17 protein-coding genes are annotated in these 17973 nt (G+C 73.6%); 9 read left to right on the top strand and 8 right to left on the bottom strand.

Features of this window, described 5'->3' with window-relative positions:
• Window positions 1-391: 391 nt before the first annotated feature.
• From OG500_RS09230 to OG500_RS09215, 4 genes are all read right to left on the bottom strand, one after another.
• Window positions 392-679 (bottom strand): hypothetical protein, encoded by a 288-nt coding sequence (locus tag OG500_RS09230; RefSeq protein ID WP_329578496.1) that lies wholly within the window; start codon window positions 677-679, stop codon window positions 392-394.
• Window positions 676-1089, bottom strand: a complete 414-nt coding sequence (locus OG500_RS09225) for a hypothetical protein (protein ID WP_327066026.1) — start codon at window positions 1087-1089, stop codon at window positions 676-678. The genes OG500_RS09230 and OG500_RS09225 overlap by 4 nt, the downstream gene beginning before the upstream one ends.
• A gap of 140 nt (window positions 1090-1229) precedes the next feature.
• The gene (locus OG500_RS09220) at window positions 1230-2699 is read right to left on the bottom strand and encodes a sensor histidine kinase (RefSeq protein ID WP_327066025.1); all 1470 of its coding nucleotides are present in this window, start codon (window positions 2697-2699) and stop codon (window positions 1230-1232) included.
• A complete protein-coding gene (locus OG500_RS09215; protein WP_327066024.1) occupies window positions 2696-3430 on the bottom strand; it encodes a response regulator transcription factor in 735 nt (244 codons plus the stop codon). The genes OG500_RS09220 and OG500_RS09215 overlap by 4 nt, the downstream gene beginning before the upstream one ends.
• A 233-nt stretch (window positions 3431-3663) precedes the next feature.
• Here OG500_RS09215 and OG500_RS09210 point away from each other — a divergent pair, with 233 nt between their 5' ends.
• Entirely contained in the window at window positions 3664-3930 is a 267-nt protein-coding gene (locus OG500_RS09210) for a GlsB/YeaQ/YmgE family stress response membrane protein (RefSeq protein ID WP_327066023.1), read from the top strand.
• 133 nt (window positions 3931-4063) lie between these two features.
• Here OG500_RS09210 and OG500_RS09205 read toward each other — a convergent pair whose 3' ends face one another.
• The 3 genes from OG500_RS09205 to OG500_RS09195 all read right to left on the bottom strand — a co-directional run bounded on the left by OG500_RS09205 (window position 4064) and on the right by OG500_RS09195 (window position 8300).
• Complete coding sequence (locus tag OG500_RS09205; protein ID WP_329578491.1) at window positions 4064-6061, bottom strand: putative Ig domain-containing protein; 1998 nt, start codon at window positions 6059-6061, stop codon at window positions 4064-4066.
• Window positions 6062-6549: 488 nt separating this feature from the next.
• Window positions 6550-7188, bottom strand: a complete 639-nt coding sequence (locus OG500_RS09200) for a TetR family transcriptional regulator (RefSeq protein ID WP_327066021.1) — start codon at window positions 7186-7188, stop codon at window positions 6550-6552.
• An 89-nt stretch (window positions 7189-7277) separates the two neighbouring features.
• On the bottom strand, window positions 7278-8300 hold the full coding sequence (locus tag OG500_RS09195) for an aldo/keto reductase (protein ID WP_327066020.1): 1023 nt from the start codon (window positions 8298-8300) through the stop codon (window positions 7278-7280).
• A gap of 261 nt (window positions 8301-8561) precedes the next feature.
• Between OG500_RS09195 and OG500_RS09190 the strand changes: the two genes are divergently transcribed.
• The 7 genes from OG500_RS09190 to paaE all read left to right on the top strand — a co-directional run bounded on the left by OG500_RS09190 (window position 8562) and on the right by paaE (window position 16518).
• Window positions 8562-11069, top strand: coding sequence for an RICIN domain-containing protein (locus tag OG500_RS09190; protein ID WP_327066019.1), 2508 nt, complete (start codon window positions 8562-8564; stop codon window positions 11067-11069).
• A gap of 444 nt (window positions 11070-11513) precedes the next feature.
• Complete coding sequence (locus OG500_RS09185; protein WP_327066018.1) at window positions 11514-12719, top strand: M20 family metallopeptidase; 1206 nt, start codon at window positions 11514-11516, stop codon at window positions 12717-12719.
• 147 nt (window positions 12720-12866) lie between these two features.
• On the top strand, window positions 12867-13796 hold the full coding sequence (paaA, locus tag OG500_RS09180) for a 1,2-phenylacetyl-CoA epoxidase subunit PaaA (RefSeq protein ID WP_329578486.1): 930 nt from the start codon (window positions 12867-12869) through the stop codon (window positions 13794-13796).
• Window positions 13789-14076, top strand: coding sequence for a 1,2-phenylacetyl-CoA epoxidase subunit PaaB (gene paaB, locus OG500_RS09175; RefSeq protein ID WP_327066016.1), 288 nt, complete (start codon window positions 13789-13791; stop codon window positions 14074-14076). Before paaA ends, paaB begins: the two co-directional genes overlap by 8 nt.
• An 11-nt stretch (window positions 14077-14087) precedes the next feature.
• Complete coding sequence (paaC, locus tag OG500_RS09170; RefSeq protein WP_329578482.1) at window positions 14088-14963, top strand: 1,2-phenylacetyl-CoA epoxidase subunit PaaC; 876 nt, start codon at window positions 14088-14090, stop codon at window positions 14961-14963.
• Window positions 14957-15451: a 1,2-phenylacetyl-CoA epoxidase subunit PaaD gene (gene paaD / locus OG500_RS09165; protein ID WP_327066014.1), complete on the top strand. Its 495-nt coding sequence runs from the start codon at window positions 14957-14959 to the stop codon at window positions 15449-15451. The genes paaC and paaD overlap by 7 nt, the downstream gene beginning before the upstream one ends.
• On the top strand, window positions 15451-16518 hold the full coding sequence (gene paaE / locus OG500_RS09160) for a 1,2-phenylacetyl-CoA epoxidase subunit PaaE (protein WP_329578479.1): 1068 nt from the start codon (window positions 15451-15453) through the stop codon (window positions 16516-16518). The genes paaD and paaE overlap by 1 nt, the downstream gene beginning before the upstream one ends.
• A gap of 56 nt (window positions 16519-16574) precedes the next feature.
• On the opposite strand, the gene OG500_RS09155 is transcribed toward paaE, so the two are convergent.
• Complete coding sequence (locus OG500_RS09155) at window positions 16575-16946, bottom strand: YbjQ family protein (protein WP_327066012.1); 372 nt, start codon at window positions 16944-16946, stop codon at window positions 16575-16577.
• Between the two features lie 102 nt (window positions 16947-17048).
• Between OG500_RS09155 and OG500_RS09150 the strand changes: the two genes are divergently transcribed.
• Complete coding sequence (locus tag OG500_RS09150) at window positions 17049-17969, top strand: hypothetical protein (RefSeq protein ID WP_327066011.1); 921 nt, start codon at window positions 17049-17051, stop codon at window positions 17967-17969.
• Window positions 17970-17973 lie beyond the last annotated feature (4 nt).

Here is a 17973-nt window from a genome sequence, read left to right as displayed (position 1 = left end):
GCGCGCGGCGGCCGGCACCCGCAGCCGCAGCCGCGTGACGTGCGGCTACCGACGAGCGGGAGGGGCCCGATGACGGTGAAGAGTGCGGGGCCGCACACCCCGGCAGGTGGTCACGGGGCGGGGTGCGGCGGAGCGGAGCGCGCCGGAGCGCGTGCTCAACAGGTCAGCAGGCACACATGTCGCTCGCCTGGCGTCGCAGATCGACGTGCAGGCGGCAGACGAGCTCGGTGCCGTGGTCCATGCCCGAGATAGTGGTTGATCGCCCACCGGGACGTCAAGCCGACGGGCGGCGGGTCCTGACAGGTGGACCGGCCGAGCGCACGGCCGCCCACGGCGGCGCAGAGCCGTCAGCGCCCGGTCCTGTCGGTCAGGACCGGGCGCTGATGTGACGTCAGTTGTTCTGCGCGGCATCCGAGTCGGCGGCGGAGGCGGCGCTCTCGGCCGCGTCGAGCTTCTGCTGCATGTCCTTCAGCTGCTGGTCGGCCGGGGCGGAGCCGGTGGACGTCGCGGCGGGTGTGGCGGCGGCGGCCGGCTGCGCGCCGGTGCCGGGCCCCGCGTTCGCGCCGGAGCCGCCGGAGCCGCCGGAGCCGCCGCAGGCGGTCAGGGTCAGTGCGGCGAGCACCGCGCCCACCGCGAGCGCGGCGGTGCGCCCGGCCCGGGCGGCCGGCGGCCGGATCACTGGGCGGTGCCGCTCGGCGCGGCCAGGCCCTGCGAGGAGCACCAGGTGGCCACCGACTGGAGGTCGGACTGCCGGGTGGTCAGGGTCGGCAGCAGGCTCTTGCGGAAGGTCAGCCGGTCGTTGAGGTAGGTGTAGATCGCGGTCTGCCCGGCGTTCTTGGCGTTGTCGACCCGCTGCTGGAGCCGGGCGACCGAGCCGTTCTCGGTGGCCGGACCGTTCAGCCGGTCCAGGGCCTTCTGCACCCGCTGCTCGGTCTTCGGCAGCCGCTTGCAGATGCCCTTGGCGCCGTCGCCGGTGGGGGCGGTGCTCGGGGTCGGGGTCGCGGCCTGGGCGGGGACGGCGGCGGCGAGCAGCGTGCCGCCGAGGGCGAGGGCGCCGAGGGTGGCTCCGGCCTTGCGGTAGGAGAGCATGACGTGGTCCTCCAGGTCCTGGATCGGGTGGCGCCGGGCCCGTGGGCGGCCCGGCTGAGCAGGACGGTAGGGGGGTTCCTTGTGGATTCCTTGTGAGTGGATCCCCGGCTCGGCTCCCGGCCGGACAGCTGGTCGGCCGGTCAGCCGGTCGCCCCGATCCAGTCCCGGCGGGCCGGCAGCGGCAGCGTCGGCGCGTCGGGGGAGGCCAGCAGCGGCAGCCGGACCTCGATGCGGCAGCCGCTCCCGGACGGCGGCGTCGCCACCCTCACCGCGCCCCGGTGCAGGGCCACCTGCTGGGCCACCAGGGTCAGCCCGAGGCCGGAGCCCGGGCTGTCCCGCCGGCGGTGGAACCGGTCGAAGACGGCGGCGCGCTCGGCCTGCGGGATGCCCGGCCCCGCGTCGTCCACGGTCAGCACCACCTGGTCGGCCTCCTGGCGCAGCGCCACCGCGATCCGCCCGGGGCGGCCGGGCTGCCGCCCGTGCACGGCCGCGTTGGCGAGCAGGTTGTCACAGACGATCCGCAGTCCGGCCTCCCAGCCGAACACCCGCGGGGCGCCGCCCGGACCGGCCGCCTCCGGCAGGTCGGTCATGATCTCCAACTCCGGGCACCGCCGCCGTAGTTCGGCCACTGCTGCGGTGATCTGATCGGCCGGGTCCAGCGGCCCGAAGGCCTCCTGCTCCACCAGATCACCGCGGGCCAGCATGCGCAGCGCGGTGAGCAGGTCGAGCATCCGGCGGTGGTCGTTGCGCAGGTCGGCGAGGATCTCCGCGCGCTCGGCGGGCGGCAGATCGGGGTGGGCGGCGAGCACGTCCAGGTTGGTCTGCAGGCCCATCAGCGGGGTCCGCAGCTCGTGCGAGGCTGCCGCCGAGAACGAGCGCGCGGTCTCCAGCGCCCCCGCAGTGCGGGCCGCCTGCTCGTCGTACCGGGCCAGCGCCCCGGCCAGCGCGGCGGCCAGCTCGTCCACCTCGCCGATCCCGCTGTGCCGGTGGTCGAAGCCGGCCGCCCCGGCCTGCGGGTCGAGCGCGGCGGCGCGGCGCCCGAGCCGGCTGAGCGGGGCCGTGGCGCGCCGGGCCAGCCCGTAGGCGAGCAGGCCGGCGAGCGGCGCGGCCAGCAGGGTGACCAGGACGATCCGGCCCCGTACCGCGCTGACCTGCGCGGCCGTGGCGGAGGCCGGGACGGCCACCCAGAGCGTGCCCGGGTCGGCGCCGGTCACCGGGCGGGCTAGCACCCGCCAGGCCTGGCCGCCGGCGCGCACGGTCACCGGACCCGCTGCGTCGGTGGTGGCGGGCGGCAGGGCCGCGGCGGCGGGCAGCCGGCCCTCGGCCAGCAGCTGGGCGCCGCTCGCGTCGGCCACCTCGATCCCGACGTCCAGCGCGGCCCCCAGGACCTTCTGGTGCTGGTTCTGCTCGACCCTGGTGCGTCCCGCGTGGTCGGCGTTGAGGTAGGCGCGGACGTACGGCAGCTCCAGCTGCGCCCGGTCGCGCAGCTTCGCGTCCTGCTCGTTGCGCAGATCGTGGCTGACCAGGCCGAGCAGCAGCGCGCTGGTGCCCAGCACCAGCAGCGGCAGCAGCACGGCGGCCCAGATCGCGATCCGGGTGGCGAGCCTCATCGCACCGCCCCCGTCCCGTCGCCGCTCCCGTGGCCCGGTGCGGGGACCCGCAGCACGAACCCCACCCCGCGCACGGTGTGGATCAGGCGCGGACGACCGCCGTCCTCCAGCTTGCGGCGCAGATAGCTGACGAAGGTGTCGACCGCGTCGGTGCGCACCTCGAAGTCGTATCCCCAGACCCGGTCCAGCAGTTGGTCCCGGGTGAGGACCAGGCCGACGTTGCGGGCCAGGTGCTCCAGCAGTTCGAACTCGCGGCGGGTCAGGTGCACCGGCTCGCCGTCGCGGTGCACCTCGCGGGTGTCCGGGGCGATCGCGAGCGGTCCGACCCGCAGCACGCCGTCGGCCACCGGCGGGCGGCGGCGCAGCAGCGCGCGCAGCCGCAGCACCAGCTCCTCCAGCGCGAACGGCTTGACCAGGTAGTCGTCCGCCCCGGCCTGCAGACCGGCCACCCGGTCGGCCAGCTCGTCCAGGGCCGAGAGCATCAGGACCGGGATGTCGCTGCCGTGCTCGCGCAGCCGGCGGCAGACCTCGGTGCCGCTCAGGTCCGGCATCGAGACGTCGAGCACCAGCACGTCCGGCGGTTCGGCGGCGAGCAGCGCGAGGGCGGGCAGCCCGCCCTCGGCCGAGCGCACCGCGAAGCCGCTCAGCCGCAGGCCGCGCTCCAGCGAGCGGCGGATGGTGTCGTCGTCGTCGACCACCAACACGCGTCCCAGGGGCTGGGCGCCGGTCATCGGTGCTCTCCTCGTGCGTCGTGCATTCGTGCTTCGGGCGTCATGCTGTCGGGCGTCATGCTGTCGGGCGTCGTGCTGTCCTGCTGTCGTCCGTGCCCGGTGGGTCGGGCGACCGCCCAGGGTCGCAGGCCACCATGAGAGCGCTCTCAGGAAAGCCCGGCGCAACCGGAGCCGGGTGTCCCGGCGTCTGGGTGGGCAGACTGCCGCGTACGAGGACAAAGGGGGAGAGGAACATGGGCGTCATCAGTTGGATCGTGCTGGGCCTGCTGGCCGGGGCCATCGCCAAGCTGCTGCTGCCCGGGCGCGACCCGGGCGGCCTCATCATCACCACGCTGATCGGCATCGCCGGGTCGTTCGTCGGCGGCTGGCTCTCCGTGCGCTTCCTGCACCGGCCGGTCGCCCACCACTTCTACGACCCGGCCACCTGGGGCTCGGCCATCGCGGGCTCGCTGGTGCTGCTGATCATCTACCGGCTGCTCTTCGGCAACTCGCGGCGCTAGCCAGACCGTTGACAGCAAAGGACAGCGGGGGCGGGCCAGTGGGCCCACCCCCGCTGCGCCGTGGTGGTGGCCGTGCCGAGGTCGGGTCGGCACGGAGTTCAGCACCCGGTCAGCGCCGGGGCGAGGCGTTCGATCAGCTGGCGTTCAGCGCCGTGTCGTCGATCACGAAGCTGGTCTGCGCGGAGGAGGAGTTCTCCACGCCGCTGAACTTCACCGTGACGCTCTTGCCGGCGAACGCGGAGAGGTCGTAGCTCTCCTGGACGTAGCCGTTGTTGGCGTTCAGGTTGGAGAAGGTGGCCAGCGTGGTGGAGCCCGCCGTGACGGTCAGCTTGTCGGCCGCGGTCTTGCCGGTCTTCGCGGTGTCGATGTGCAGCCAGAAGCTGAAGGTGGCCTTGCAGCCGGTCGGCACGGTCACCGTCTGCGAGAGGGTGTCGGTGTGCGAGGCGCCGTAGCCGTCGAGCCAGGCGTCGTAGTTGCCGGAGTGGGCCGGCTCGTCGGTGGTGTCGCTGTTGATCACACCGGCGGTGGCGGTCCACGGCGAGGCGCTGCCGGTCTCGAAGCCGGGGTTGCCGAGCAGCTGGCCGGAGCCGGAGCAGCCGCCACCGGAGGTGGAGACGGTCCAGCCGAAGGTGGTGGAGCCGCTGGCACCGGTGGAGTCGGTGACGGTGACGGTCACCGAGTAGCTGCCCGCGGTGCTGGCGGTGCCGCTGATCAGGCCGGTGCTGGAGTTGATCGACAGGCCGGTGGGCAGGCCGCTGGCCGAGTAGGTCAGGGTCTGGCCGGAGGCGCTGTCACTGGCCTTGATCTGCAGGCTGGCCGCGCTGCCGGTAGCGGTGGACTGGCTGCCCGGGTTGGTGACGCTCACCGTGTTGCCGCCGGTGCTGCCGCCGGAGGTGAAGGCGGCGGTGCCGTTCGGGGTGCCCCAGCCGGTCGGGCCGTCGTAGCCGGTGCCCGCGGTGCACAGGTAGGTCGGCGAGCAGCTGCCGTTGCTGCCGCTGGTCACGTCGTTCAGCGCGCTGGTGTGCGCGTAGGGGTACGACGCCGGGTAGGTGCTCGCGGCCGGGGTGCCGGCCAGCGCGTACACCGAGGCGATGATCGGCGAGGAGGCGCTGGTGCCGCCGTAGACGTCCCAGCCCGAGCCGCCGTAGGTCTGGTAGACCGCGACGCCGGTGGCCGGGTCGGCGACCGCGGAGACGTCGGCGACGGTGCGCTCGCTGCAGCCGCTGTCGGTCTGCCAGCTGGGCTTCGGGTCGTAGGCCGAGCAGCCGGAGCCGGTGCCCTCGGTGCTGCTGGTGTTCCACACGCTCTCGCTCCAGCCGCGGGCGTTGGACGCCTTGGAGAGCGAGGTGCCGCCGACGGCGGTCACGTACTGCGAGGAGGCCGGGTACTCGGCGCCGTAGCCGCCGTCACCCGCGGAGACCGTGATGGCCACGCCCGGGTGGTTGAAGTACTGGCTGTCCGAGCTGGTGTCGGTGGAGTCCTCGGAGCCGCCGTAGCTGTTGGAGACGTACTTGGCGCCCTGCGCGACGGCCTGGTTGACCGCGGTGCCCAGGTCGCTCATGTTCGCCGAGGTGGCCTCGACCAGCACGATGTGGCAGTTCGGGCAGACCGCGCTGACCATGTCGAGGTCGAGCGAGATCTCACCGGCCCAACCGGTGTCGCCGGTCGGGTAGCTGGTCCCGCCGTTCTCGTCGACCTTCTTGAAGCAGCCGTTCGCCGTGGTGCAGGCCGGCAGCCCGTAGGTGGAGCGGTAGGTGGCCAGGTCGGACTCGGCGTTCGGGTCGTCCTGGGCGTCCACGATGCCGACCGTCTGGCCGGAGCCGGCCGAGGTGGGCAGGTTGTAGGCGCTGGCCAGGTCGGTCGGGCCGTAGCCGGAGGGGGCCGCGTTCGGGGAGACCGCGTGCGGCTCGGCGACGTTCGTGCGTTCCAGGGCGAGACAGGCCATCTGGCCCGGGTGCGTCGGTGCCGCACAGGCCCGCTTGACCGCGACGTTGTCGCTCGTGCCGGCCGGTGCGGCGGCGTGGGCGGCGGGCGCGAGCAGGCCCAGGGCGACCAGGGTCGCCGACGGGAGCAGGGCGGTCAGCGCGCGCAGCCTGCGCGGGCGTGGACCGGCCGTGGGATTTGTGCGCAAGATTGAACCCTCCGTGGGGGTCGGGGCGTCGCCCGGCCGGTCCGGGGTGCGACTGGCGGTTGGGCGGGCCCGGTGCTGGTGGATCTCGGCACGTGCGGACGGCTCACGACTCGTGGCCGCGAGCCGGGGTACGCCGCGCACGGGCGCATGCCGTGTGCGGCGCAGGGGAGAAGCAACGCGCTGATCTGGACGACGCACCGGGCCGCCGACCGCGGACCGGGCACGTGGGTGGGGCAGTGAGCGCGCGAAACAAGGGGCCGCCGACCGTCCGGCGCCGCACGGCACCGCGCCGAGGTCAGCGGGGTGGCACGGTCATGACAGAAGAAGGCCCCACACCTGTCCCGCCGGTCAGGGCTGGGCTGGTGTGGGGCAGACGCTAGTGCGCGTTCACGTCAAGCGGCAAGGTGCGGGCAGCATCCTTTACCTGCCCGAAACGCTCAACTCACGGACCAACTGGAGTGGTTCGCGATCAACCTGATGACGGGCCGTCACTTCCCGGCGGTGCGCGGCTTCGACGCGGGGGCGTCCGGGGTGCCCCAGGGGCCGCGCAGACCGGCGTGCAGCAGCGCCCACAGCGCCTCGAAGTCGGTCGCCGAGCGGCGCTCGTCGGCCCACTCGCCGGCGTAGCCGGGGTCGTGGAAGTGCGAGCCCGCCTGGAACACCGCGCGGGCCGTGGGCGCCACCGGCACCGGGCTGAACTCGCCCTGCCAGATGCCGTCCTGGATGATGTGCGCGATCTGCTCGGTGAGCGTCTGCAGGTGCGCGTCGACGGTGTTGCTGTGCTCGGCGACCAGGGTCAGATAGGTGGCGAACAGCTCCGGGTCGTCCAGCGCCTTCTTGCGCTTGGCGGCGAACAGGGTGCTCAGCCAGCGGTGCAGCCGCTCGCCGGCCGGGCCGGTCTCGATGCTGATCGAGTGCAGGCTCTCGTGCGCCTGGTCCAGCCAGCGCTGGGTGACGGCCTCGCGCAGCGCGGCCTTGCTGGGGAAGTGGCGGTAGACGCTGCCGTGGCTGACCCCGAGCGCGCGGGCGATGTCGACCACGGTGGCCTTGGCCGGGCCGAACCGGCGCAGCACGTCCTCCGCCGCGCTCAGGATCTGCTCGGGGGTGAGGGTGGTCTCGGGGGTCACGGAGTGCTACGTCCTTACTGGTCCGGCGGGTGGGTCGACGGCCCTGCCGGTCGGCCCCGGGGCGGGCTGCCCGGGGCCGACCGGTCGACTCAGTGCGCGCCGGGCGCGCTCCGCTCGCTGTCGAGGGAGGCCATCTGTTCGGCAGCGTACCGGTCGCCGGCCGCGGCTCCGGCCGGGACGGCCGCCTCGATGGCCGCGAGGTCGGCGCCGGTCAGCTCGATCCGCAGGGCGCCGAGCGCCTCGGCCAGCCGCTCGCGGCGCCGGGCGCCGACCAGCGGCACGATGTCCTGGCCCTGCGCGGCCACCCAGGCGATCGCCACCTGCGCGACGGTGGCGCCCTTGGCCTCGGCGATCCGGCGCAGCGCCTCGACCAGGGTGAGGTTGTGGGTCAGGTTCTCGCCCTGGAAGCGGGGGCTGTGGCCGCGGAAGTCGCCGCCGGCCATCGCCCGGTCGGCGCTCCAGTGGCCGCTGAGCAGGCCGCGGGAGAGCACGCCGTAGGCGGTGACGGCGATGCCCAGCTCGCGGGCGGCGGGCAGTACCTCGGCCTCCAGCGAGCGGGAGATCAGCGAGTACTCGATCTGCAGGTCGCTGATCGGGTGGACCGCGGCGGCCCGGCGCAGGGTGGCGGCGCCGACCTCGGAGAGGCCGATGTGGCGCACGTAGCCGGCCTTGACCAGCTCGGCGATGGCGCCGACCGTCTCCTCGATCGGGACGTTCGGGTCGAGCCGGGCCGGGCGGTAGACGTCGACGTAGTCGGTGCCCAGGCGGCGCAGCGTGTAGGCGAGGGCGGTCTTGGTGGCGGCCGGACTGGTGTCGACGCCGATCCAGGAGCCGTCCGGGCCGCGCTGGGCGCCGTACTTCACGCTGAGCTCGACCGAGGCGCGGTCGCGCCCGCGCAGCGCCTGGCTGATCAGCAGCTCGTTGTGGCCCATGCCGTAGAAGTCGCCGGTGTCGATCAGGGTGACCCCGGCGTCCAGTGCGGCGTGGATGGTCGCGATGCTCTCGGCCTCGTCGGCCGGGCCGTAGAGGTCGGACATGCCCATCGCGCCCAGGCCGAGCGCGGAGGTGACGGGGCCGGTGCGGCCGAGCTTGCGGGTGGCGATGGCGGTCATGGGGTGCCTCCGGGGCGGTCGTGCTGGGTGCTTGCGATGACAACATTGGCATGACGGCTGACAGATTTCAATATCTGTCATCGGTCATCTGTCGAGTGTTATCTGCCATCGCTCATCCCGACATGCGGAACTGTCGATCAATGCACAGTTCTTGACGCCCAGTCAGTCGATCCCTACCGTTTGCTTTTGCTCGGTATCGTTCGATTTACCGTGAGCAGCGCTCACAATCCCCCACGGCGAACCACGGGAGGACTGCACCTGATGCGCACCGACCCCCGCACCCCGCCCCTTCGCTCCGCCCGCCCTCTGGGACGCAGCGCCCCCGCCGCCGTCCTCGCGCTCTGCTTCGCGCTCTGCCTCGCGCTGCTGGTCGGCCGGGCCCAGGCCGCCCCGGCCCCGGCCACCCCCGCCGCCCCCGGGGCCCGCGCCGCGCTCGCTCCCACCGCCATCACCGTCGACGGCACCTCACCCGGCCGCACCTTCGACGGCGTCGGCGCGATCAGCGGCGGCGGCGGCAACTCCCGCCTGCTGCTCGACTACCCCGAGCCCCAGCGCAGCCAGATCCTGGACTACCTCTTCAAGCCCGGCTACGGCGCCGCGCTGCAGATCCTCAAGGCCGAGGTCGGCGGCGACACCAACTCCACCGACGGCGCCGAGTCCTCCATCGAGCACACCCGCGGCACCATCGACTGCAACAACGGCTACGAGTGGTGGCTGATGGAGCAGGCCAAGGCCCGCAACCCCGCGATCAAGCTCTACGCCCTCTCCTGGGGCGCCCCCGGCTGGATCGGCAACGGGAACTTCTGGTCGCAGGACATGATCGACTACCTGATGAGCTGGCTCGGCTGCGCCAAGCAGCACGGCCTGTCCATCGACTACCTCGGCGGCTGGAACGAACGCGGCTACAACGCCACCTGGTACGAGAACCTGCACGCCGCCCTCGCCGCCAACGGCTACGGCAGCACCCAGGTGGTCGGCGCCGACGACACCTGGGCCATCGCGACCTCGATGCGCTCCGACAGTGCGCTGAACGGCGCCGTCGACATCGTCGGCACCCACTACCCCTGCGGCTACATGTCCGCGATGACCAGCTGCAGCAGTACCGCCGACGCGCTGGCCACCGGCAAACCGCTGTGGGCCAGTGAGAACGGATCGGAGGACGCCGACACCGGGGCCGGCCCGATCGTGCGCGGGATCAACCGCGGCTACCTGGACGCCAAGCTCACCGCCTTCATCAACTGGCCGGTGGTCGCCGCCCTCTACCCCAACCTCGGCTTCAACACGATGGGCCTGGTGACGGCGAACCAGCCCTGGTCCGGTGCCTACGCGGTGGGCCGCAGCGCCTGGGCGATCGCCCAGACCACCCAGTTCACCGCGCCCGGCTGGCAGTACCTGGACACCGCCTCCGGCTACCTGGGCGGCAACCGCGCGAACGGCAGCTACGTCAGCTACGCCGCGCCGGACCGCTCGGCCTGGAGCACCGTCATCGAGGCGCTGGACGCCACCGCCCCGCAGACCGTGACGCTGAACGTCACCGGCGGCCTGCCCGCCGGCGCGCTGCACGTCTGGTCCACCGACTTCTCCTCCAACTACTCCACCGACCACCTGGTCCCGGGCCCGGACCTCACCCCGAGCGCCGGCGGCTACCAGCTGACCCTCCAGCCCGGCCACGTCTACACCGTGACCACCACCACCGGGCAGGGCGCCGGCACCGCCACCTCCCCGCAGCGCGGCCTGCTCGCGCTGCCCTACCAGGACAGCCTCGCGGGCACCGGGACCGGTCAGGAGGCCCGCTACTTCAGTGCCATGAACGGCGCCTTCGAGACCGAGCCGTGCGCCGGCGGCCGACCGGGCAACTGCCTGCAGCAGCAGGCCCGGACCACCCCGATCCGGTGGACCGACGAGACCGGCGACCAGCCCTACACCACCATGGGCGACCTGAGCTGGACCAACTACACGGTCAGTGCCGACGTCCTGCTGCAACAGTCGGGCACCGCCGAACTGCTGGGCCGGGTCGGCACCCAGGGCCGCAACAACGGCGGTCTGAACGCCTACAACCTGCGGGTCGGCGACAACGGCGCCTGGACGATCCTCAAGGACGGCCAGGGCTGGAGCTTCACCACCCTGGCCTCCGGCACCGTCGCCCCGCTCGGCCTGAACACCTGGCACCACGTCGAGCTGGGCTTCCAGGGCAGCACCCTCACCGCCCGGCTGGACGGCGTCACCCTGGGTTCCGTCACCGACAGCTCCTACGGCGCCGGCCAGATCGCGCTCGGCACCGGCGGCTACTACAACGCGCAGTTCAGCAACCTCGCCATCACCCCGGGCACCAGCACCGCGCTGGACGGCACCTACAACCTGGTCAACGGCAACAGCGGCCAGCTGCTGGACGCCTCCAACCAGGGCACCGCCGACGGCACCCCGATCATCCAGTGGACCGGCAACGGCGGCAGCAACCAGCAGTGGCGGCTGACCAGCACCGGGGACGGCTACTACACGATCACCGGCGTGGGCAGCGGCAAGGCGCTCGACGTGCCGAACATCACGACGGTGCCGGCCACCCAGCTCGACCTGTGGACGCCCAACGGCGGGACCAACCAGCAGTGGCTGGTGGTGCCGGCCGGCGGCGGTCGCTACACCCTGGAGTCCCGCTCGGACGGCGAGCTGGTCGACGTCTCCGGCGCCTCGCTGACCATGGGCGCCCCGGCCATACAGTGGCCGCCCAACGGCGGCGCCAACCAGACCTGGCAACTCGCCCCGGTCGGTTAGCGCGCGTCAGAGAAGCCCTGGGGCCTGTCCGGATCCGCCGGACAGGCCCCAGGCCGTGTCCGGGGCCGGTGGATCGGCGGGGGCGGGCCGGCTCCACGGCGGGGCCGAGGATTCGTTCACTTGTGGCGGTTCATCATGCCGAGGCGCCCCGGCAGGTCCATCGTGGGAGATGGCCGCTGTGAAGGGCCACCTCGCCGGGGAGCGAGGCGTTCTTCTAGGCTCACTTCGGCCTCCGCTGCCCGGAGGCCGGTGTCCACGGGGGGTTCCGCGCCTGCGGGGCCGCCGGATCGAGCAAGGAGGACGTATGCCGACCAGCCGTTCCACCGCACCACACTGCTCAATCGCACCAGGGGTTCTCCGTCCACCAACCACGTGGCGTGCCTGGCCGGCTCTCGACACGCTGAGTACGGACTGCCGCCGCGGAGGTGCCCGGTGAGCCAACGCGTGACGACCCCGCCGGCCGACCCCGCCTCCAGGACCGAGGCGCTGCCCGGTCTGCCGGGCACCCTCGCCGCCCAGGCCAAGGCGCGCTCCGCCGGCATCCGCCGCCGGTGCGCCGCGCTGGCCGCCATCGAATCGCCGAGCGGCGACGCGACCCGCCTGAACAACCTGGCCGAGGAGCTGTCGGCCGGCTACCGGGCCACCGGCGCCGAGGTCCGCCGGGTGCCGGGCGCGGCCGGCGACCACCTCCAACTGCACTGGCGGGGCCAGGACGAGAGCCTTCCGCATCTGCTCTTCGTCGGGCACCACGACACCGTCTGGCCTGCCGGCACGCTGGCGGACTGGCCGGTCAGCGAGCACGACGGCGTGCTCAGCGGACCTGGCGTGCTCGACATGAAGGCCGGTCTGGCCCTTCTCGAAGGCGCCTTCGCCCTCCTCGCCGACCTCGGCCTGCGCCCGTACCACTCGGTGCGGGTGGTGGTGACCGCGGACGAGGAGGTCGGCAGCCCGGACGGCCGCCGCGTGGTGGAGCGCCAGTTCCCCGGCGCCGCCGCCGTCCTGGGCCTGGAGCCGCCGCACGAGGACGGCCGGCTGAAGACCGCGCGCCGGGGCTCGACCCGGGTGCGGCTGACGGTCACCGGCCACGAGGCGCACGCCGGCAACCACCCCGAGGACGGCACCTCGGCGGTGGACGAGCTGGTGGACCAGCTGGTCGCGGTGCGCGACCTGGCCCACCAGCCGGGCACCGAACTCAACACCGGCCGGATCCGTGGGGGGACCCGGGCGAACGTGGTGGCGGGGCAGGCCGAGGCGGAGCTGGGCCTGCGCTTCTCCACGCCCGAGGCCCAGCGCAGCACGCTGGACAGCCTGGCCCACCTGACCGCGCTGCGTCCGGGCGCACTGGTGCGCACCGAGGTGCTCTCCAGCCGCCCCGCCTGGCCCGAGCGGGCCGGCGACAACGCGCTGCTGCACCACGTGCGCTCGCTGGCCGCCGCGCTCGGGCAGCAGGTCGACGGCGCCCCGGCGGGCGGCGCGGGGGACACCAACCTGGCCGGCGCCCGGGGTCTGCCCACCCTGGACGGCCTGGGCGCGGTGGGTGCCGGGCCGCACGCCCGCGACGAGCGCATCGCGCTGGACCAGCTGGCGCCCCGGCTCGCGCTGCTGACCGGGCTGCTGGCGATGCCGCTGCCCCGGCTGGGCGCGCGCTAGCCTCCCGCACCCCCGATCCCGAGGGCGGGCCCGGTTCTGCCGGGTCCGCCCTCGGGCGTTGTGGCAGGTGATCCGTCCGTGCTTGTCATCCGTAGGTCACTGGCTACACAATGGAACCGACCGAACGGTCAGTCGGGAGGATTTCTCATGGTTGAGTTGGCCGAGCGTTTCGAGGCGGTGGTCGACGCCGAGCAGCGGATCGAGCCGCGCGACTGGATGCCCGACGCCTACCGGGCGACCCTGATCCGGCAGATCGCCCAGCACGCGCACTCCGAGATCATCGGCATGCAGCCCGAGGGGAACTGGCTCACCCGGGCCCCCTCGCTGCGCCGCAAGGCGATCCTGCTGGCCAAGGCCCAGGACGAGGCGGGCCACGGCCTCTACCTCTACGCCGCCGCCGAGACGCTGGGCGTGGACCGCGCGGAGCTGACCGAGAAGCTGATCAGCGGGCGGCAGAAGTACTCCTCGATCTTCAACTACCCGACGCTCACCTTCGCCGACGTCGGGGTGATCGGCTGGCTGGTGGACGGCGCGGCGATCTGCAACCAGGTCCCGCTCTGCCGCTGCAGCTACGGCCCGTACGCGCGGGCGATGGTGCGCATCTGCAAGGAGGAGTCGTTCCACCAGCGGCAGGGCTTCGAGCTGCTGATGACCCTGATGCGCGGCACCGAGGGCCAGCAGCGGATGGTCCAGGACGCGGTGGACCGCTGGTGGTGGCCCTCGCTGATGATGTTCGGCCCGCCGGACGACGACTCGCCGAACACCGCGCAGTCGATGGCCTGGCGGATCAAGCGGCACACCAACGACGAGCTGCGCCAGCGATTCGTCGACATGACGGTTCCGCAGGCCCAGCACCTCGGCGTCACGCTGCCCGACCCCGCGCTGAGCTGGAACGAGGGGCGCGGCGGCTGGGACTTCGGCGAGCCCGACTGGTCCGAGCTGCAGCGGGTGATCAAGGGCCAGGGGCCGTGCAACACCCAGCGGATCGACCGCCGCCGGGCCGCCCACGAGGAGGGCGCCTGGGTCCGCGAGGCCGCCGCGGCCTATGCGAAGAAGCGTGAGGAGTCCCATGTCTGACCAGTCCTGGCCGCTCTACGAGGTCTTCGTGCGCCCGCGGCGCGGCCTCAACCACGTCCACGTCGGCTCGCTGCACGCCGCCGACGACCGGATGGCGCTGCTCGCGGCCCGCGACCTGTACACCCGCCGCAACGAGGGGGTGAGCCTGTGGGTGGTCCGCTCGCAGGCGATCACCGCCTCCACGCCCGACGAGCGCGACCCGTTCTTCGAGCCCAGCGGGGACAAGGTCTACCGCCACCCCACCTTCTACGACATCCCCGAGGATGTCCCGCACATCTGACGGGGGCCCCCATGACGGACGATCACGTCTACCTGACGCTCGCCGAAGGCGATCACGAGGCCGAGGCCCGCTGGGCCTACGGCACCGGCTTCGCCGACCCGCTGCTCGGCGTCGACACCTCCGTGCCGCCGGAGGTCGACGGAGCCGACCTCTCGCTCTACTGCCAGCTGCTCGGGGACGACGCGCTGATCCTGGCGCAGCGGCTGATCGAGTGGTGCACCCGGGCGCCCGAGCTGGAGGAGGAGGTGGCGCTGGCCAACCTCGGCCTCGACCTGCTCGGCCAGGCCCGCCTGCTGCTCACCCGGGCCGGGCAGGCGGACGGCACCGGGCGCACCGAGGACGACTTCGCCTACTGGCGCGCCGAGCACGAGTTCCGCAACGTGCGCCTGGTGGAGCTGGCCAACGGTGACTTCGGCTTCTCGATCGCCCGCCTGCTGCTCTTCGCCACCGCCCGGCGCGCCCTCTACGAGCGGCTGGCCGCCGGGCCCGACCCGGTGCTCGCTGCGGTGGCCGCCCGCGGCGTCAAGGAGCTGGCCTACCACCAGGAGTACGCCGCCGCCTGGACGGTGCGCCTGGGCGACGGCACCGCCCACTCCGCGGCCCGGATGCAGGCCGGCCTGGACGCGGTCTGGCCGCTGCTGGAGGAGCTGTTCACCGCCCACGAGGTCGAGCTGCGGCTCGGGCTGGACCCGGCCGGGCTGCGCGAGCCGGTGCTCGCCGAGCTCGCCGCCTTGATCGCCGAGGCCCGGCTGACCGTGCCGAGCGCGGGCCCGCTGGCCCGGATCGGCGGGCGGGCCGGCCGGGACGGCGTGCACACCGAGGCGCTGGGCCCGCTGCTGGCCGAGCTGCAGTGCGTGGCCCGCGAGCACCCGGGGGCGACATGGTGAGCACCCTGGCCGCGCCGGACGCCGCCCGGATCGCGGGCGCCGTCCCCGACCCCGAGCTGCCCATGATCACCCTGGCCGAGCTGGGCGTGCTGGCGGGCGTCGAGCGGGACGGCGACGCCGTGACGGTCTGGCTCACCCCGACCTACTCCGGCTGCCCGGCCGTCGCCGAGATGGCCGCCGACGTCGACCTGCGGCTGCGCGCGGCCGGCTTCGCCGAGGTGCGGGTGCGGCTGCGGCTGGACCCGCCGTGGAGCACCGACCTGATCACCGAGTCCGGCCGGGCCAAGCTCGCCGCCGCCGGGATCGCGCCGCCGTCCCCGGCGGCCCCGGGCCTGCTGCAGCTGGGCCCCACCCGGCTGGTGGTGGACTGCCCGCAGTGCGGATCGGCCGACACCGAGGAGCTGTCCCGGTTCGGCTCCACCGCCTGCAAGGCGCTCTGGCGCTGCCGAGCCTGCCGCGAGCCGTTCGAACGCATGAAGGAGATCTGATGGCGCCCCGCCGTGCGCAGTTCCACCCCCTGCGGATCGCCGCCCTGGAGCGGCTGTGCGACGACGCGGTGGCCGTCACCTTCGAGGTCCCGGCCGGACTCGGCGAGGAGTACGTGTTCCAGGCCGGACAGACCCTGACCCTGCGGCAGCTGACCGAGGCCGGCGACGAGCGGCGCTCGTACTCGATCTGCTCCCCGGTCGGCGGGCCGCTGCGGATCGCGGTGCGCGAGGTGCCCGGCGGGCTCTTCTCCGAGCAGCTGGTGCGGCGGGCCGCACCCGGCGACACCGTGGAGGTGCTGCCGCCCGCGGGCGCCTTCACCGCCGACCTCTCCCGCCCGGCCCGGCACGTGCTGCTGGCCGCCGGGTCCGGGATCACCCCGATGGTCTCGATCGCGGGCACCGTGCTGGCCGCCCACCCCGAGTCCACGGTCACCCTGCTCTACGGCAACCGCCGCAGCGACACCGTGATGTTCGCCGACGAGCTGGCCGACCTGAAGGACCGCTACCTGGAGCGCTTCGAGCTGGTCCACGTGCTCTCCCGGGAGGCCCGGGACGCCGAGCTGCTGAGCGGACGGCTGGACGCCGAGCGGGTGCGGGCGCTGCTGACCGCGCTGGTGGACGTGCCGGCGGTCGGCCACTGGTGGCTCTGCGGCCCGTTCCAGATGGTGGCCGAGGCCCGCGCGCTGCTCGCCGGGCTCGGGGTCGCGCCCCAGGCGGTGCACCAGGAGCTGTTCCACGCCGAGGACGAGCCGGTCTCCGAGCGCGCGGAGGAGGAGCCCGGTGCCGAGGGGACCAGTGAGGTGACCGTGGTGCTGGACGGGCGGCGCAGCACGCTGCGGCTGCCGCGCGACCGCAGCGTGCTGGACGGCGCCCAGCGCTCCCGCCCCGACCTGCCGTTCGCCTGCAAGGGCGGGGTCTGCGGCACCTGCCGCGCCCAGGTCACCGAGGGCGAGGTCGAGATGCGCCGCAACTTCGCGCTGGAGGAGAAGGAGCTGGCGGCCGGCTACGTGCTCACCTGCCAGGCCCGCCCGGTCACCGACAAGGTGACGGTGGACTACGACGCCTGAGCACGAACGGTCCCGCCCCGTGCACCGGCACGGGCGGGACCGTTCGTCGTGCTGCGTCAGGCGGCCGGACCGATCACCACGGCGGTGCCGTAGGCGCAGATCTCGGTCCCCAGATCAGCTGCCTCCGTGACGTCGAACCGCATCGCCAGCACCGCGTTCCCGCCGCGCGCCCTGACCTGCTCGACCAGCCGCTCCATCGCCTGGTTGCGGCTCTCCACCAGGGTCTTGGTCAGGCCCTTCAGCTCGCCGCCGAGCATCGACTTGAACGAGGCCCCGATCTGGGTTCCCAGGTGCCGGCTGCGCACCGTGAGCCCGAACACCTCCCCGATCACCCGCTCGACCCGGTGGCCGGGCACGTCATTGGTCGTCACCACCAGCACATCCGCGTTCGCCGTCGGACCGCCGCCATATTCGTCAAGGTTGCTCATCTCGTCATACTGCACGGTGGGTTGGGCCGTGTCCGGTAGCCGCGCCCGAAAACCTGGGGCCGCACCGGTGAGCGGCGCCGCGAAAAGCCGTACCGTAGGCGCATGGGCGAGCGACGTGATCATCCGCAGGGGCCGGGCGCAACGGACAATCCGGGAGCGCTGGAGGTCGAGGCCACCGTGGTGCTCGGAATCCGGGTGACCGACTGGCCGGCGCTGCGCGCTGCCGCGATGGCGGCCGTGGAGGAGCTCGACTTCTCCGGGATCGATCCGGCGGCCCAGCGCCTGGAGCTGCTGCGCGAGGTGTCCGAGGACCCGCACGCCGCCCTCGGCGCCCTGCTCCACCCGGACCGGCTGATCGGCTCGCTGCCCGGCATCGAGGCGCTCGGCGGCACGCTGGAGATCAGCGCCACCGAGGACTTCGCGCCGGACTTCGCCGAGCTCTTCCCGCTGGACGGCGAGGACGGCGAGGCGGGCGACTGGACCCTCACCCCGCGCACCGCCTGCCTGCTGCACACCCAGCTGCTCGCCCTGGCCGACGCCGCCTACGACGACCTGGACGAGCACGCCGACGAGCCGGTGAACGACGAGGACGACCAGGACTGGGCCGTCTTCGCCCGCCTGCCGCAGCGCAGTTGGCGGATGCACCGGTCCTGGCGGCGGGCCATGGCCCGGGCCTTCGACGACCTCGCCGAGGACCTCGGCCTGGGCGAGTGGCCGCTGCCGCGCTGCCCGGGCGAGGAGCTGGCGCTGCGCCTGGCGCTGTCCGACGCCCGCTCGCTGCTGGGCGCCCAGCCCCAGGCGGTGGCCGACCTGATGGGCGACCTGCCCGCCGACCTGTACGACTACGACTGGGACGGCTGCGCCGACGAGCTGCTCGGCGTCTACGACATGGCCGGCCAGGAGGCGGAGGAGGACAGCGGGGCCCGGCTGGAGGCGCTGCTGTCCGCCACCCACCCCGAGGGCTGGTTCCTGCCGTACGAGGAGGCCGAGGAGCGGGAGCCCGGTCGCGGCTACCGCCGGTAGCCTG

It is taken from the genome of Kitasatospora sp. NBC_01250 (genome assembly GCF_036226465.1).
In the GTDB taxonomy this organism is placed as follows: Bacteria; Actinomycetota; Actinomycetes; order Streptomycetales; family Streptomycetaceae; genus Kitasatospora.
Note: the sequence above shows the minus strand (reverse complement) of the source record. Positions and strands in the feature narration are given on the sequence as shown.

What these genes read in the sequence shown, in the direction of transcription:
- OG500_RS09225 (WP_327066026.1), bottom strand. Translation starts at nt 1,089, where the DNA reads ATGCTCTCCTACCGCAAGGCCGGAGCCACCCTCGGCGCCCTCGCCCTC.
- OG500_RS09220 (WP_327066025.1), bottom strand. Translation starts at nt 2,699, where the DNA reads ATGAGGCTCGCCACCCGGATCGCGATCTGGGCCGCCGTGCTGCTGCCG.
- OG500_RS09215 (WP_327066024.1), bottom strand. Translation starts at nt 3,430, where the DNA reads ATGACCGGCGCCCAGCCCCTGGGACGCGTGTTGGTGGTCGACGACGAC.
- OG500_RS09210 (WP_327066023.1), top strand. Translation starts at nt 3,664, where the DNA reads ATGGGCGTCATCAGTTGGATCGTGCTGGGCCTGCTGGCCGGGGCCATC.
- OG500_RS09195 (WP_327066020.1), bottom strand. Translation starts at nt 8,300, where the DNA reads ATGACCGCCATCGCCACCCGCAAGCTCGGCCGCACCGGCCCCGTCACC.
- OG500_RS09190 (WP_327066019.1), top strand. Translation starts at nt 8,562, where the DNA reads ATGCGCACCGACCCCCGCACCCCGCCCCTTCGCTCCGCCCGCCCTCTG.
- paaA (WP_329578486.1), top strand. Translation starts at nt 12,867, where the DNA reads ATGGTTGAGTTGGCCGAGCGTTTCGAGGCGGTGGTCGACGCCGAGCAG.
- paaB (WP_327066016.1), top strand. Translation starts at nt 13,789, where the DNA reads ATGTCTGACCAGTCCTGGCCGCTCTACGAGGTCTTCGTGCGCCCGCGG.
- paaC (WP_329578482.1), top strand. Translation starts at nt 14,088, where the DNA reads ATGACGGACGATCACGTCTACCTGACGCTCGCCGAAGGCGATCACGAG.
- paaD (WP_327066014.1), top strand. Translation starts at nt 14,957, where the DNA reads ATGGTGAGCACCCTGGCCGCGCCGGACGCCGCCCGGATCGCGGGCGCC.
- paaE (WP_329578479.1), top strand. Translation starts at nt 15,451, where the DNA reads ATGGCGCCCCGCCGTGCGCAGTTCCACCCCCTGCGGATCGCCGCCCTG.
- OG500_RS09155 (WP_327066012.1), bottom strand. Translation starts at nt 16,946, where the DNA reads ATGAGCAACCTTGACGAATATGGCGGCGGTCCGACGGCGAACGCGGAT.
- OG500_RS09150 (WP_327066011.1), top strand. Translation starts at nt 17,049, where the DNA reads ATGGGCGAGCGACGTGATCATCCGCAGGGGCCGGGCGCAACGGACAAT.